Annotated in this window: 21 protein-coding genes; 4 read left to right on the top strand and 17 right to left on the bottom strand. The window is 57.6% G+C overall.

The window, feature by feature from the left end; genetic code table 11:
• Position 1: 1 nt before the first annotated feature.
• The 17 genes from ACZ48X_RS21320 to ACZ48X_RS21240 all read right to left on the bottom strand — a co-directional run bounded on the left by ACZ48X_RS21320 (position 2) and on the right by ACZ48X_RS21240 (position 11,494).
• Complete coding sequence (locus ACZ48X_RS21320; protein WP_336350483.1) at positions 2-535, bottom strand: hypothetical protein; 534 nt, start codon at positions 533-535, stop codon at positions 2-4.
• Entirely contained in the window at positions 535-753 is a 219-nt protein-coding gene (locus ACZ48X_RS21315) for a hypothetical protein (RefSeq protein ID WP_336350484.1), read from the bottom strand. The genes ACZ48X_RS21320 and ACZ48X_RS21315 overlap by 1 nt, the downstream gene beginning before the upstream one ends.
• Positions 754-757: 4 nt before the next feature.
• Entirely contained in the window at positions 758-1,486 is a 729-nt protein-coding gene (locus ACZ48X_RS21310; protein WP_336350485.1) for a hypothetical protein, read from the bottom strand.
• Positions 1,486-1,980 (bottom strand): hypothetical protein, encoded by a 495-nt coding sequence (locus ACZ48X_RS21305; protein WP_336350486.1) that lies wholly within the window; start codon positions 1,978-1,980, stop codon positions 1,486-1,488. Before ACZ48X_RS21305 ends, ACZ48X_RS21310 begins: the two co-directional genes overlap by 1 nt.
• Positions 1,980-2,270, bottom strand: coding sequence for a hypothetical protein (locus ACZ48X_RS21300; protein WP_336350487.1), 291 nt, complete (start codon positions 2,268-2,270; stop codon positions 1,980-1,982). Before ACZ48X_RS21300 ends, ACZ48X_RS21305 begins: the two co-directional genes overlap by 1 nt.
• A gap of 124 nt (positions 2,271-2,394) precedes the next feature.
• The gene (locus ACZ48X_RS21295) at positions 2,395-3,465 is read right to left on the bottom strand and encodes a hypothetical protein (protein ID WP_336350488.1); all 1,071 of its coding nucleotides are present in this window, start codon (positions 3,463-3,465) and stop codon (positions 2,395-2,397) included.
• 215 nt (positions 3,466-3,680) lie between these two features.
• On the bottom strand, positions 3,681-4,520 hold the full coding sequence (locus ACZ48X_RS21290) for a P-loop NTPase family protein (protein WP_336350489.1): 840 nt from the start codon (positions 4,518-4,520) through the stop codon (positions 3,681-3,683).
• Positions 4,517-4,915 (bottom strand): hypothetical protein, encoded by a 399-nt coding sequence (locus tag ACZ48X_RS21285; RefSeq protein WP_336350490.1) that lies wholly within the window; start codon positions 4,913-4,915, stop codon positions 4,517-4,519. Before ACZ48X_RS21285 ends, ACZ48X_RS21290 begins: the two co-directional genes overlap by 4 nt.
• Positions 4,908-5,501 (bottom strand): hypothetical protein, encoded by a 594-nt coding sequence (locus ACZ48X_RS21280; RefSeq protein ID WP_336350491.1) that lies wholly within the window; start codon positions 5,499-5,501, stop codon positions 4,908-4,910. Before ACZ48X_RS21280 ends, ACZ48X_RS21285 begins: the two co-directional genes overlap by 8 nt.
• The gene (locus ACZ48X_RS21275; RefSeq protein WP_336350492.1) at positions 5,498-6,025 is read right to left on the bottom strand and encodes a hypothetical protein; all 528 of its coding nucleotides are present in this window, start codon (positions 6,023-6,025) and stop codon (positions 5,498-5,500) included. Before ACZ48X_RS21275 ends, ACZ48X_RS21280 begins: the two co-directional genes overlap by 4 nt.
• Positions 6,018-6,656 (bottom strand): hypothetical protein, encoded by a 639-nt coding sequence (locus ACZ48X_RS21270; protein WP_336350493.1) that lies wholly within the window; start codon positions 6,654-6,656, stop codon positions 6,018-6,020. The genes ACZ48X_RS21275 and ACZ48X_RS21270 overlap by 8 nt, the downstream gene beginning before the upstream one ends.
• Positions 6,653-7,786, bottom strand: coding sequence for a hypothetical protein (locus tag ACZ48X_RS21265; protein ID WP_336350494.1), 1,134 nt, complete (start codon positions 7,784-7,786; stop codon positions 6,653-6,655). The genes ACZ48X_RS21270 and ACZ48X_RS21265 overlap by 4 nt, the downstream gene beginning before the upstream one ends.
• A 77-nt stretch (positions 7,787-7,863) precedes the next feature.
• Positions 7,864-8,136, bottom strand: coding sequence for a hypothetical protein (locus tag ACZ48X_RS21260; RefSeq protein ID WP_336350495.1), 273 nt, complete (start codon positions 8,134-8,136; stop codon positions 7,864-7,866).
• Positions 8,137-8,384: 248 nt separating this feature from the next.
• Positions 8,385-8,888 carry a hypothetical protein gene (locus ACZ48X_RS21255; protein ID WP_336350496.1) on the bottom strand — a complete coding sequence of 168 codons (504 nt, stop codon included), beginning with the start codon at positions 8,886-8,888 and terminating at the stop codon, positions 8,385-8,387.
• Positions 8,885-9,343 (bottom strand): metalloprotease family protein, encoded by a 459-nt coding sequence (locus ACZ48X_RS21250; protein WP_336350497.1) that lies wholly within the window; start codon positions 9,341-9,343, stop codon positions 8,885-8,887. The genes ACZ48X_RS21255 and ACZ48X_RS21250 overlap by 4 nt, the downstream gene beginning before the upstream one ends.
• A 792-nt stretch (positions 9,344-10,135) precedes the next feature.
• On the bottom strand, positions 10,136-10,915 hold the full coding sequence (locus tag ACZ48X_RS21245; RefSeq protein WP_336350498.1) for a hypothetical protein: 780 nt from the start codon (positions 10,913-10,915) through the stop codon (positions 10,136-10,138).
• A 234-nt stretch (positions 10,916-11,149) separates the two neighbouring features.
• On the bottom strand, positions 11,150-11,494 hold the full coding sequence (locus ACZ48X_RS21240) for a hypothetical protein (protein ID WP_336350499.1): 345 nt from the start codon (positions 11,492-11,494) through the stop codon (positions 11,150-11,152).
• A gap of 193 nt (positions 11,495-11,687) precedes the next feature.
• On the opposite strand from ACZ48X_RS21240, the gene ACZ48X_RS21235 reads away from it, so the two are divergent.
• The 4 genes from ACZ48X_RS21235 (at position 11,688) to ACZ48X_RS21220 (ending at position 14,128) form a co-directional block, all read left to right on the top strand.
• Positions 11,688-11,909, top strand: coding sequence for a hypothetical protein (locus ACZ48X_RS21235; protein WP_336350500.1), 222 nt, complete (start codon positions 11,688-11,690; stop codon positions 11,907-11,909).
• Between the two features lie 112 nt (positions 11,910-12,021).
• The gene (locus ACZ48X_RS21230; protein WP_464379830.1) at positions 12,022-12,480 is read left to right on the top strand and encodes a hypothetical protein; all 459 of its coding nucleotides are present in this window, start codon (positions 12,022-12,024) and stop codon (positions 12,478-12,480) included.
• 128 nt (positions 12,481-12,608) lie between these two features.
• Positions 12,609-13,208 (top strand): site-specific integrase, encoded by a 600-nt coding sequence (locus tag ACZ48X_RS21225; protein WP_336350502.1) that lies wholly within the window; start codon positions 12,609-12,611, stop codon positions 13,206-13,208.
• A 467-nt stretch (positions 13,209-13,675) separates the two neighbouring features.
• Positions 13,676-14,128 (top strand): GIY-YIG nuclease family protein, encoded by a 453-nt coding sequence (locus ACZ48X_RS21220; RefSeq protein WP_336350503.1) that lies wholly within the window; start codon positions 13,676-13,678, stop codon positions 14,126-14,128.
• Positions 14,129-14,204: the final 76 nt, after the last annotated feature.

Raw genomic sequence — 14,204 nt, 5'->3', positions numbered from 1 at the left:
CTCAGCTCACCCCCCACACGAGCGCGCTAACGAGCACGACCGCCGCGATGAGGAGCTGGTCGACCGGGAGCGCGCCCGTCGACGCGTCGTTCGGCGTGGTCGCGCCTGAGGGTTCGTTCCCGAACTCGTCGCCGGAGACGTCGCTGACCGCCTCGCCACTCCCGACGTCCTCTATCTCGTCGGGGTCGCCGAAGGCACGTCCTTGGGTGGCGTCTTCGGCGGCCTGTTCGGCCTGCTCGACCGTGCTGGTCGACGTTTCCGGGCCGAACGAACCGAGGTTGACGTCGTCCTCGGTGCCGACGTCACTGGTGTTGTTGCCGGGGGTGCCGCCGGAGGCGTCGCCGATAGTCTCCATGGCGCGCCCGGTGTCGCTGTCGATACCGAGGTTCAGGTTCCCCGACCCGATGGACTCGTACAGCGGCGTGTCCGACGTCTGCGTCTCGGGTTCGTCGTCGGCGGCGTCCTCAACGTCGTCGGTCTTGTCGCGGAGGCGCGTGCCACCGCCGCTGTAACCGCCGCCCGCGATGACGGCCATCAGTCGCTCACCTCCAGGTAGAGGGCGACCATGGTGCCGAGTGCGTTGGCGATGACGGCGATCGCGAGCAGTTCCTCCATCGTCAGGGAGACGCTGCCGAGTCGGACGGCTTCGCGCTGGGCGACGGGCTGGCCGGTGTCGCGGCCGGTCGCGGGGTCGACGCTCGTCGCGGTGGCGTAGGCGGACCCCCGCGTGTTGGAGTTGAGGCCGCCCTGCATGGTGTTAGCTCAGCCCCGCGATGTCGGCCTTGACGGCGTCCTTGAGGCCGCGGATGCGCTCCTCGGTCTGTGCCTTCGGGATCGACACCAGCGCGTTCGTCGCGGTCGTCCCGCGCGTCGACTCCTCGAACGCGACCGGGTACGGCGCCTTGACGACCATCTGGATCTGCCACTTCCGCGGCACCGTGTCGTGGAGCTGGCTCCGCCCGAGGTCGAAGCTCAGGGGGTCCTTGGACTGGTCGCGAGTGTGCGCCATCACGGTGGGCATCTCGAACAGCGGCTGTTCGATGGTCGCCCCACCGCCCGGCGCGACCTTCTTGAACTCGACGCTCGCGGGGTCCCGCGGGATGTAGTAGACATCGAGCGTGGTGCCGGTGTTCGCGCTGGTGTAGTCGAACGTGTCGCCGGCGTAGTCGATGCTGTCGGGCTGGACGGGGGTTCCGTCGTCGTAGAGCACGAGCGACACCGTCGCCGGCGTGTCCAGCAGGTTGTGCGAGAGGTTGAACGTCTCCGTGTTGTCCGCGGTGCCGTCGACGCTGAAGGTCTCGTGAGCGGGTACTGCGAGGTCGAACTCGCGGTCCTCGCGGATGCGCAGCGGCCGCGGCGCCTCGTAGGTGGCGACGACCGATTCCTCGCCGGTCGTGTTCGTCGAGAACGCCCAGTCGCCGCGCTTGATGGTTCCCGGCTGGTACGAGACGTTCTGGAGGCGCTGCTTGATTTTCTGGACGGACATCAGTCGATGTCCACCTCGTCGACGGCGTCGCTGTCGACGTAGATCTCGCTCTTGGAGTGGTCGATGGCGACCGAGGAGTCGAGCAGGAGGTACGCCTTGTCGATGTCACGGATCTCCAGGGTGTCGTCCTTGAGTTCGTGCTTGACGGCGTCGACGTTCTCGCGGTCCTGCTGTTGGCTGACGTCCTTCTTGTGGTACGACCGGATGTTCGAGAACGGGATGCTGACGACCTGCCAGTTGTCGCTGGTCGGACGCTCGTAGGCGATGGCGACCCGCGTGTCGACGGGAAGGTCGTCGCCGTTCTGGTCCTTGAGGTCGGCGTAGATCGGGAAGCCCGTCGGCTTCTGGCCGACGTCGACCGCGTTCTTCAGGACGAGCCCGACACCGTCGTCGGGCTGGATCTCGAGCACCGGGTCGAACTGGCCGGTCGTGTTCGACAGCGTCGTCACGTAGTCGCCGGTGGTGCCCTGCGCGGCGTAGAGGGATTCACCCATCAGTTACCACCCACCTGCGTGACCTTGCGCTTGAGACCGGCGCGCTGGGCGAGCGCGTCGATGGTGTAGAGCCCGGAGCCGACCGAGACCATGCGGCGGCCGCCGTACTCGCCGGCGGCGACCCCGACGAGGCCGTACGCCTCGTTCGGGACGTCGAACGGCATCGAGCCCTCCAGTACGTTCGCGCCAACCATCGGGCCGGCGTAGCCAGCCGCCACCTCGGCGGCGTCCATCCAAGTTTCGTCGTCGGCGAGCGTCTGGAACGCATCGCCGAAATTCATGCTTGCCATGTCGCATGTCACGGCTGTTTCTACGGTGACAAAATACACCGAGTCAAGAACTGCTCCGAATGCCTGCTATTGACGCTCAAAATGCGGAATTGCCTTGGACAGAGAAATTTTATGAAATGGTGATTTAGCGCCCACCGACGAATTCTATCGGTTCAGCGATTGCTACACCTCCATTGTTTTTCTTGAATCCTCCGTCCTCTCCCTCGAGCACTTCAACAAACACCCAATCTGATGAATCAACGTCTCGTATTACGAACTCCTTCATCTCTTTCGTTTCCACCAAAGAGCCAGCACCCCTTGCCCGATTTTTGGAAGAGACGGTGGTTGAGGTTGGTCTCATCCAAAGGTGCTTTCCTACTAATTCACTAAGTGATGCAAGCCCTCGATGACCCTTGTTATAGGGACGGATGTCGTAATTTTCTATATAAATAAAACACTTACGTAACAGTTCAGTCCAATTAGAGACGTTAAACCCCAGACCAGACTTCAAGGTATCTGATTTTATCGCCTCCTTATGGTTCTCCTCAGGTTCGCTCCAATTCTCACCTGAGTCTCCTGCTGAAGAGTCCCATCTAGTAATATAGCCATCATAAACAGCAAACGATATCGACTCATCCGGATATTCCACGGTACCACTAAATCCGGAGGATGAATCAGGTTTCCATCGGTCGTCAGATATCGTCAGGGAGATGTCCTCTTCTATCGAAAATTCATAAATTATTGAGTTCGCATTCGTTGACACCCAAAGTAATTCGTAAGGGACGTTTTGAAACGCCTGAATGGAGTATAGAGCGTGATTATGGTCGGTGCGGGAGATGCTTTGAATTATTCGATTAACTTCCTCACTACTTTTTGAGAAGCCAGTTTGTTCCGCGATTGCTCCCCTGACTAAATCAGGATTTGAGAGATTTCGCTTCAAGGAATATTTCTCAAGCACTTGCTTTTCTTTCTCACTGAGACCCCCGCTTTCGGTATTCGGTTCCTGATAGTCCACTCCTGACTTCTTGGTATAAATGTCTCCACGGTCGCGAAGCTGGCTAATCATCTCCCAAGAAACGGTCGACCCATCCGAGTAACCGATTTCCTCAAATATGGTTGCAGCCCTTCCCGTAACCTGAAATGTTACGACCGATTGACCGATATTCGCATGGATATAGTAACCTCTCTTGTTAGCGTAGCGTTTGAGAGTTGGCATCTATTAAGATTGGTGAATGGAGAAGATGTGAAATTTATGGCCAGAAATCGAGTAGGGTTATTGAATCCGAGTTCTGACGATATCCGATTCAGCCATGAGATAGCCTAGTACTTCCGGGCGTGATGGTTCATAACCAAGCTCGTCAGCGAGTTCTTGTTTGATTTCGATAAATCGTTCCGCCTTTCCTGACCTGAGCGTGATATCAACCCTCATTGTTAGAAGGGATGTTGAATCCGCTTCCGGTTACTGCCGTAGTGCTCGCTCTCCATTTCGAACTCTCGCGAATCCAGCCGACGACGTTCGCCACCCTCGCTGTAGATCCACTCACTCCCGGTCGTGTGCCCCTCGTTGTCGGTGAAGCGCTGTAGCGCCAGCGGCTCGCCGTCGACGCACAGGTCTTCGCTCAGGTGCGACACCCCCGCCTTGTCCTTCAAGTGGACGTCCGCGTTGTACTCGATGGTGTCGAGCTGGCCGATGTCGTTCGTCGTCCCGAACCCACCGAGCATCGACGCCGTACAGCAAGACAGTACCGTCTTGTCGATCTTCGCGAACCGCTGGAACATCCACACCACGCCGAACCCGTCGCCGTGGTACGTCGTCGCCAGAGTGCTGATTTCCTCCGGATAGCTCCCGCGCTGGGGTGCGAACCGATGCGCCTCGTCGAGCACCAGAAACACCGATAGGTCCGTCGCTTCCAGCGCCAGGATGAGATTCGCCAGTAGCTCCTGCCACTGGCCGTCTTTCAGCCCAGCTCGGACGACCTGGAGTCCGTTGACACTCTCGACGATACCCTGCCACTGCTCGGGCGTGATGTTCTCGCTCCCGCTCGGTGCCGTCATCCGCTTCAGGTGCCCTGTTTCGACCAGCCCACTGTACTCGTCCTTGTAGTCCAGCACGACCGTCAGGTCGTAGTCCTCCGCGTTCTCCTCGATGTACGAGTGCGAGACGTAGGTCTTCCCCCATCCCGTCTGCGCGGCGAACGCGACGTTCATCCCCACCGCCAGCAGGGTCAGCACCGACAGCCCTACCGGATAGATCGGAGCAGCGACGGTCATCGTGGGACCGCCGGCGACGACAGCCGGTCTGGTTTGTCGTCGAGGGCGTGCCGGACGATGCGCTGGTTCTTCAGGTCGCGGTCGTGGCCGTCGTAGCCACCGACCGGCTCCTGCTCGTGGAGACGCGACGCCTCCAGCTCGTCGCGGAGATCGGGCGTGATGTGCCAGGACACCTGGCCCGTCGGCAACACCACCCAGACGACGGGGTACTCCGTCTCGGTGTCGTCATCGTAGTACCCGGCATCACAACCCATCCGGTGGCGGTCGACCGCCCACGCGAGTGCCATCCGGTTCCGGTCGGCGTAAGCCCGGTCTGCGGCGTTCACCTCGTCAGCGACCTCTTCGGCGGCGCCCCGTGCGGCGCTCTCGACGAGCCCCTTCAGCAGGTCACTCATCGTTGCCTCCGTCGAGTTCCGCGGTCACGGCGTCGATGGTCTCCTTTGCCTGGGACAGTCCGCCGACTGCGACGGCGCGCATCTCTCTCGCCTCGCGCGGTTCTCCGCCGTCGTCGCCCTCCGGCCACTCCACGACGAGATGCCGGAACTGCTTCAGGCTACAGCCGTACCGGCGCTGGCAGTACGACTCCGCGAGCACCACGTCGTCGCCCTCGGCACCGTTCTCACGCACGAGGTCCGCCCACCGCGCTTTCTGTGCCTCCCAGTCGACGCCGACCTTCTCGGTGGCCTCCTCGGCGTTGTCCACGCCCGAGCAGTTCACCACCCACCACTCGGGGAACCGGCCTTCGAGCTTCGCGAGCGCCAGCGACCGCAACTGTTCGCGACGGTCCTCCGGCGGAATCACACGCTCGATACGCTCCTCGTCCGCGAGGTCCGCCGCACGCTGGAGGTCGACCACGGACTCGACGAGCTGATGCTCGGCCCGCGCGACGATGTCTAGCAGCGCGTTCCCCATCTCCGAGGTCAGGAGCTTCTGGGCCATCCCCCGCTTGGTCGACCCCGGCATCGCGTCCAGCAGGCTCATGCGTCCACCTCGTCCATGACGTTGGCCGCGAGATCCGCGTCCTCGACGAGCACCATCACCGCGAAGACGACGCTGAAGACGCCGATAGACTGGCCGGGCGACAGTTCGTCCGGGCCGCCGTGGGCATCGACCCAGTCGTCGACGTACTCGTCGAGGTCGAGCTGGCGCGCCATGTCCGCGTACTCGTCCATCGCGTCGCCACGGTCGTCGACGCCCTCGCCGTACCGGTCCTTCGCGACGGTCGCGCCCATCCCGAGGGCGTTGCAGTAGACGTCTCCAAGCGTGGTGCGGTCCTCCTCCGGCGAGTGCGACGGTACTCCCTCGCTGTCGTCGCCGGCGTCGTCGGTCTCCTCGGCGTCGGTGTCGTCGTCGCTGGCCTCGGCGTCGGCCTCGGCCACCTGTTCGGCGACGTCGTCGGGGATGTCGACGAGATCGTCGTCGTCCAGGTTCGGCCCCTCCGGTTCGTCGGGCGCGGCTGCCTCGACGTCCGCGTCGGTCGCCTCCTCCGCGGCGGCGTCACCCACTGAGACCACCCCCGGACTGCCGGCTCATGGTGTCGCTCGTCGTCTGGTCGTCGTCCGTGCTACCCGATTCCGCTGGTTCAGTTCCTGTCTCACTGATTTCCGGCTGGTTCGACCGACGCCTCATCACCCAGAACAGGGCCACCGCCACCAAGATACCAGCGACGAGCAGGGTGGTCGTCGAGATCGGGACCGGGATACCACCACCGGTACCACCCGTCGGCCCCCCATCTGAAGGGGTGTCCTGGCTGGTATCGCCCCCGGTATCATCCCTGCCATCGTCTGCGCCTTTACCCCCGTTCCACTGCTGGTCTATCTCCTCGTCTGTCGGCATCTCTTGGTCGTCCCCGCTGGTAGCCCCCTCCTCACCCCCCTCTACAGGGGTGTCTTCGGGGGTGTCGTCGTTGGTCGCTTCCCCTTCGCCGTCTGCGCCTTCGGGTTGGTCGTCCGGCTGGTCGTCGCTGGTAGCCGCGTCATTACCAGCGTCGCCCTGCCCCTCGACCACCCCTTTCAGGTCGCTCCAGCGGTGGTCGCCGTCGCCCATCGAGTTGATGTGCGACCGTACCTGCTGGAGTGTCTTCTCGTCCGATTCACCGAACTTGCACCCCTCCACGGGGCAGTAGTAGTCTGTCATAGCGTCTCCTGTCCGCCTTCCGCGACCTGGAACGCATCCGGTTTCGCCTGCGTCGTCTCCGTCTCGCTGGTCGTCTCCTCGCGCTCGTCCACTCGAAGCCCGCCGGGGTTCTCCTCGACATGCTTCTCCCGCTCGCTCTCTACCTCGCCGCGTTCGCCGCCGGCGAGTCGCGTCTGCGGGTCGGCGTGCTCGCCCGACAGCGACCGCTGGGCGTCGTGCTCGACGACGTCACCGTCGTCCGCGAAGTGCGCGAGCGTCCGCACTTCCGGGATGTCCTCGGGCATCCCTGCCAGTGCCGCCAGCTCCTCGTGGAGCCGGTCGGGATGCAGTGCGTCCTGGCCGTGGCGGTCGCGAATCGCGTTGATGGCCTGGAACGCCTGTCGAGCGTTGATGACGGCCTTGCGGACGTCGTCGAGGTCCCGCGACAGTCGGCCGACAGCACTCCGGTAGCCCTGCCAGGACCGACTGAGCGCGCCCGCGACCTCCGGTTCGACGTCCATCTCGGGGAAGTCCCCGCCGCCGACTGTGACGAGGTCAGTTTGCTCAGTCGGGTCACGGTCGTCCTCGAACCCGAGCAGCGCGTCGATCTCGTCGTCGTCCATCCCGCACTCGTGTTGGAGGAACTCGCACGCCTCGGGTTCGCCGTGCTTGCAGTGGTCGCGGGCGTGATCGCACTGGTTGGACTGCGCGCTCCGAGCGGCCCGCGCGGCCTTCTCGGTCGCGGAGTCCTCTGCGTCCAACCGGTCGCCGCGTTCGTCCCGCTTGGCACGTTCGGCGAGTGCGACGTGCTCGTCGACAGTCAGGTCGGGGTTGACGAACGCGCTCCAGTCCTCGACGCCCTCGTCGCGCATCACGCCCTTGATGGCCCGGAGCTTCGGGACGTTCAGCCCGTCCTTCGAGAAATCGAAGCGGTCGCGCTCGCCGTCGGTCAGCGAGAGCTGACCGGTGCCGTCGTGGTCGTCGCGGGAAATCGCCGCCTGCTGTCCGACCGCGTCGAGCACCCGGTCGGGCGCGTCCGAGACGATGGTGACGGTCTTCATGCGAGCGTCGTCGTGCGGGCACAGGTACTCGTCGAACTCCTCGCGAACGCCACGCGCCTCGTCGCGACTCCCGAACTCGAACTCAGGCACGCGCCACCTCCAGCCGCGGCGTTTCCGGCAGTCGCGGCAGCACTAAGCCCGGCAGCCACGCCGACGGCCAGCCGCCCTCAGACATCGCCGTACACCTCGATGTACGGGAAGAACTCGCGGTTCGGTTCGGTCTCCTCAAGGCGACCCCAGGAGACGACGAGCGCCTTCTCACCGAGCGCGCCAACGTCGCGGTCGTCGTCGAGCGCGGGATACTCCGGTGTGTCCAGTGTCCACCACGCCAGCCCGTCCGTCTCACCGGCCAGCGCCTTCCGAACGCCCCGGAGGAACCGCTGTTCGGCCTCTGTGTGCGCCTGAAACACGACGCGATCACTACCCTTCGAGACGTTCATCCGTGAACTCGTCCGGGAACGAGTGGTCGTTAGCGAGATGCAGCTCCATCCCCACTCGTGTGGCTCGATTTACTTTGCACCCATCACGTCGGCACTCCATAGGTCCCACCTCCTTTTACGGACTCAATCAGCTCGGTTCTGGTCAGTTTGACCATGCCCACTCGTCACGGCCGAACCCCGTAAACGTAATCTAGTTTATAATTTCTGAATCTCTGAATGTCGGAGGATATCTGCCATCCGCTCAATTTCTACAACATTTTCCAAACCACGACCGAGATAATCACTGAGAAATAGACATAAGGAAGCGCGATTACGCCTACAAGCGCTACAGACGGTTCACTATATGATAAGAGTCGATTTGATAACTTAATCCAGAAATAAACTCCTGCAAGGAGGTTGAGCAGAAGACAGCCTCCTATGATGGATTTGGCGAGAGTAGAGTCCGGCAGTAGTTCCATCATCCCTCTCCAAAGGTTCCAGAATTTTTCACCGAAATCGCTCTTGGAGTTCTTCCGGCGGTTCCTTCTGTTTTCCCGCCGAATTTGTGCAGGACTCTTTCCCGCATCTGCGTCCAATAGGTTCTGAACCTGCCTCATCAACAGGTGTGTCATTGAGGCAGCGAACATCACAAGAAAGAGTATAACGAGATTCACTCTACTCGGAGAAATTGAGTAGACTAGGATCGAGGCGGCAAGCGGCCAAAAGGCCATTTCGGGAGCGCCCTTGGCGGCCGAAGAAAAGCTGATTCTCATGGTGACGACTCACCTTCGTCCGTAGGAAAGGCAACGTAGTTTTCAAGGTCTTCTCCAACCGTCACCATAGTATCATCTGGCCACAAGAGAAGTCGAAAAATCCAGAGAAGGTCGCTGTATGAACCGAGAGAATGCATTAGGAGACCCCATACGAGCAGATGCTCCATGTCGCCAAGATCTCCTGTTAGAAGGAGTGGTAAATAGATAATTGTGAGCAGTTGAGGAGCCAACAAACCAAGGATACTCTCCCAGGTCTCGACGTCTTCATCAGGGATATAGATACTACTCGGCCAGATATACACGGGATTATAACCCAAAGCTCGGTCAGCTATGAAATGCAGAGATTCATGGAGAAAGAGAGTGCCGGCTAACCCTATTCCGATTCCTACAATTAGAAGTCGGTAATCGGGGTGACCAAATTGTAAACCGTATTCCAGAGTCAGAAGCAAGAACATGCTACCGATTAGACCGAGGGATATCCACTGAGAATACCCGGGTAAGGAATACTGTTCGTAGGGAGTGTAGCCCTCTGGAGAATTAGGAGCAACCAATCTTTTCCACCATGTACCCGATTACCAGTTATGTTGTTGAGGTTTTCGGAAGCGGGGGTGAAATTCGTAGTTCTTGGAGGAGTTCGACGGTTAGGTCCCTTCCGCCTCTGGACTATTTTCGCGGGCAAGGCATAAGTGATAACAGGGAAGAATACCCGCAAATGGATGTTCCGTTCGTCGGTGAAAGAGGCGAAGTCACTATATCCAGGATTAGCAATAACGGGAACGCTCTAGTCGAATTGGATGATGAAGGCCACATCAATGTTGGCCCGGTCCATTGTTTGACTGTGGAAGAGGGCGATACTGTAGAGGTGAAGCGTCTCAATGAGAGGTATGCTAAGTGTGTTTCCGACGATACAGGGATTGAATATGACGTCGAATTTCAGAAGGTGGCAGATTGCTCTTCGTCAAGCAAGAATAGTACGGACAGTGTGAAAACGGCCGACAGGTCAAATAGCAAAACCAGTAAGGATACGAAATCTTGGAAGGGCGAAAATAAGAATCATCTCGCCAGCGATCGGCTATAACATCACCTATTCTTATCAGGAGAACTCAAAAATCAGGAAGAGGGAAGTCGGGGTTCTTGCCAAAGACCGGCAATAGGGGTAAATCCTGATGAGAAGGCCTGGGGAATCCTGAAGTTGAAATTTCCGAGTTCACTAGGAGGTGTCGAATCAGTCTTCGCGGAGAGCTTTTTTACCCAAATAGATATCGGAGTTCTTCGTTATCATATGGGAGTTTCTCAGAAACCTCATATTCGATATCAGGCTCGGCTACGAGGATTGCTAAGGTCTGAATATTTTGAGGGCCAGAATTCAATTCGTTTTCTCCCCCATCAGGTAGGAAACCACGTGCTGGGAGATTTTCATCGCTCGTTGTCAAAATCTCTTCTAAGTTTTCAAATATCCAAGGGTCTCCGGTCACTCCTCTGAAGAACGCGTTAAGGAAACTACGAGTTTCTCGATTTCCTATGCTTAAATGTAAATGCTTCCCATTTGCCCCATAATTATCTGGATCAACTTTCCGTATGCTTTGAGCCGGGAAGTACCGGAAGCTTTCCTTTAGATACACCAAGCCAAATGAGCTAGGTGTGTGATGTAGCATGGTTTCACAATCTTCCTTTAGATGCCGGACTAGATCTTTCGCCGCACCTCGTTTAGCGTATTGTTTCTTCCATTTCGCTTGGGCCATCACGCCTGTGCCTGTAATGCCCCCCTTTTTAGCAAAAAAGAGAGCAAGGATCAGATCTGATCCAACATATTGTTCTGCAGAATTCTGCCCCGAATCCGGGACTTTTTTTGACTCTATATGATATCGTGTCGCCTTTCCAACATTGTTTATTTTTGATTTAATGTTATTGATGAATTCGTTCGTGACCTTGTCCTCATCCCACCATGACGAGTACCCATTACGTGTAATTCGTGCCGCTTCGGCCCCAAGCTGACTCAATTCATCCGCATCATTGGCGTATAACATTAATAGTGCCTGCAAATCAGCAGCAAAGTCATTAGTCTTTGTTATTTATATCACCAACCCAAATGTGGGAACCGCAGATTGTTATTTACCCATACTATAGTAATAAAATGGCAATAGGGCGGTGAGTTGCCGGACAAGAGTTCACAGTTCTTGAAGATCTATGAGGACTAAGTCACTAACGAAGTTAGAGACATGAGAAATAAAGATGCGGGAACGACTAAGGACAGTAGAGACTCACCTACTGAATCTGTCCCAGGTGTCACTCACGTCTGGTATAGAATCCGTAGCATCAGAATCTTCCCAGGGAATTAGATAGACGCCTGCGTCTGACATCTCTTGATATCCGAGGTCGTCCATTAGTGAGTTCCACCGGCTTTCAATTGTAAATCCATATTGACTCCGCAACACAGAGGGGAGTTCTGTATACAGCATCCTTCTTTCTTTATCATGAGTCTTGAGCCGGTCTGAAATTGGGCCGTATTCTGGAGACTTGAAGCTGCGTAATAAGAGAAGGAGCCGGATATTACGTTCATAAATGGTCCCGAATTCATCTGCAAGAGCGTCATTCATCTCTCTCATCCAAGCATGGGCTCCCATAGTAACGAATTCAATTCCAGGTATATACATTTGCCAGTAGAATGCGTTCCACGATTATCAGGGAAGGTCTGTGATTGGCTACAGCGCAAGCCAACTCGCACCGTGGGAAGATCGGTCGAGCCAAGACCGGAATGCGGGCACCACTCATATATGTCTGAGAGATAATCGGTTCAAGATGGCCCAGAAAGAAGCACCTTGTCTCTACTGTGATGAGACGTTTGTCTTCGTAGCCGCAGCTCATTTGGAGACCCACTTTGGTGATTCAAATGCTTTTAATCGCTACAAAGAATGGCTCGCTGATGAACATGGGATTGATTCAAATCATGAAGTGTTCCACACTCCAGGAGCACTAACGCGGGCTGAGGACTTTGAGGATTACAAGCACCTTTTTGACTGAGTCCGAATCACGTCTCTGCTTGCAGAGATGAGCAACCAGAAGAATCTGGTTGCGTAGTTCTTGGACAAGTTCATCGATGAGGCTTCGCACAGGGGCTGTGCCACATTTTAGGATGCCCAAACAGAATGTCCTGGTCTATCTTACGCCCTTTTTGAATTTGGAAACCACCAAAATCCTTATTTTGATTCTAAAACATGGTATTGACAGGGCGAAACGCCCCAAGAGAGCGAAAATGAATCTCAATATAGAGATGAACTTCGAGGAGGACGAAATCGGTAAAGCGGCAAAGGTCATCGAAGCAGTACAAGAAGAGGCCTCAGCTACTGTCTCAGTTTCCGGCATCGAATTGTCGGTTACTGAATCAGCAGTTTTGGAAGCCGTCAGAAATGATGCCGAAGGGAGAGCATTGCGAACGGTCCATCGGAAAGCGGCAGAGCTCGAAGATTCAATCACGTGGACTGACGAGTGGAGCGATGAAAGGACGAAGGTTCAAACGGCCCTGGGGAGTCTTCGAAACAAGAACTTAGTCCGGCTGGAGGACCGCTCCTACTATCCTGTAGAAAACAACTGAGACAGGAATCGTTTCAAAATTTCGTAGTTCTACAACAAGTCCGACACGCACACCCTGTCTGACCCCAGATTCGGCCTGATTCTACGGGTGGAGAAGATTCTAGGTGTCGGGGTTGTTGCAACTACTGTATGCGCATCGAACGCTGCGAGAACCACCACTCGTATCGCTGCTGGCTCACGCCCGACGAGTACCAGCACCTGAAGCGTGCCGCGGGCAGTTATCGCGACAGTCTCATCATCCAGCTCGGTGGGGAGGTCGGGCTCCGGTCGTTCGAGATCCCGCAGATTCGTCCCGAGCACGTTCGCCAGGTGGACGGGCACGCTCGACTCCGGGTGCCGGAGGGAAAGGACACCGAAGGTGGCGGTGGGAAGCCACGCGACGCCTACCTTCCCGAGAGCGTCGAGAGCGACCTACTGCGGTATGCGAACGTCGAGGGCATCGAACGAGACGAACCCATCTTCGACGTCACGAAGCGAACCGTCCAGCGCCGCGTGAAGGCGACCGCCGAGGTCGTCGCCGACGAGTCCGACGATCCGGACTGGCGGAAGGTATCCAGCCACGATTTGCGCAGGTACTACGCGCAGACGCTCCTGGTCCGAGAGCGGATGAATCCGAGAGTCATGATGCAGGTCGGCGGCTGGGGTTCGTTCGACGCTATCGGACCATATCTGAACGCGCCGACTGAGGAAGTGGTCAACGAGGAGTTCGCTGGAGCGAGTGTAAACTAAGCCTCCTTCATCGAGGGAGAGTCTTGGATTCCGTACGCAGTCGGCCCATCTTTCTTCAAGGAGAGAATCCCGCCGTTGACGGTGGGAGTGAATCCGACAACCCCTCCACACCCCTCGTTCAGCAGCAAGACAGATATTTAAGTAACATCGACTCGTCGTATGATGTACACCGAGGCGGGCATCCACCGCCCAAATAAACGGATAGTATCGGGACTCCGAGACCCAGAACGTTCGAGACACCAATCTCGAACCGCTGTGCGTGTCTCGACTGCGAGATAACTCCGAGTCCCCCTGCCGGGGATAGGAGTAACGGCGGTGTGGCCCCGCCATCGACCCGTCATACCGACGAGTCGTGAACCCGCAAATATCCCAACCAAGCGGTGCGGTGCCGTGGGAAGCCTCGCCGTTCACGGCGAGGAGGAGGTCACACAAGGACCGCTCCTGTACTGTCAGGTAGAGAGGGGAGGATGGGTTCCAACTATACACTCAAGGACGCCCCCGAGCACATCATCCGCGATCTGATTGAACGCGAGTATCCCAACGATGGCGATGTCCACAGTAGAAATGCGCTCTACCTGCTAAGGTGCCGCCACAGCTCGTCTCGCGAAGCAATCAAACGCGAAGTCGTCCGCGGAGAAGACAGCTACTACGATTCTCCACCGTCCTGGATCGACAAGGCGTTCGATGCAGACCGGCTGTACTACGTGGGGCGATACTCTGGAGACGTGCGAGAGCGGATATTGAAGCACTGTCGGGGTACGGGTGCTAATTTCACCGGTATCTTTCCGCCCGTCGAGATTGTCACCATAAAGTGGATTCCCGGATCAGAGGACACGGATGAAAGAGAGCGGAAGTTAGCAAACCAGATACAGGAAAGCTCTGAGAACAACGGTTACAGCGCCTACGTCTACCAGTTCTAGCTGCTTTGGTTCGTGTTCTGATTTCTGGAAGTTTCCGGAAACGACCCTGAAAGCCATTTGAGTAGAGCGGCACTTG

It is taken from the genome of Halorubellus litoreus, from assembly GCF_055378595.1.
The sequence above is the reverse complement of the archived record's forward strand: the minus strand, read 5'-3'. Positions and strand labels throughout refer to the sequence as shown.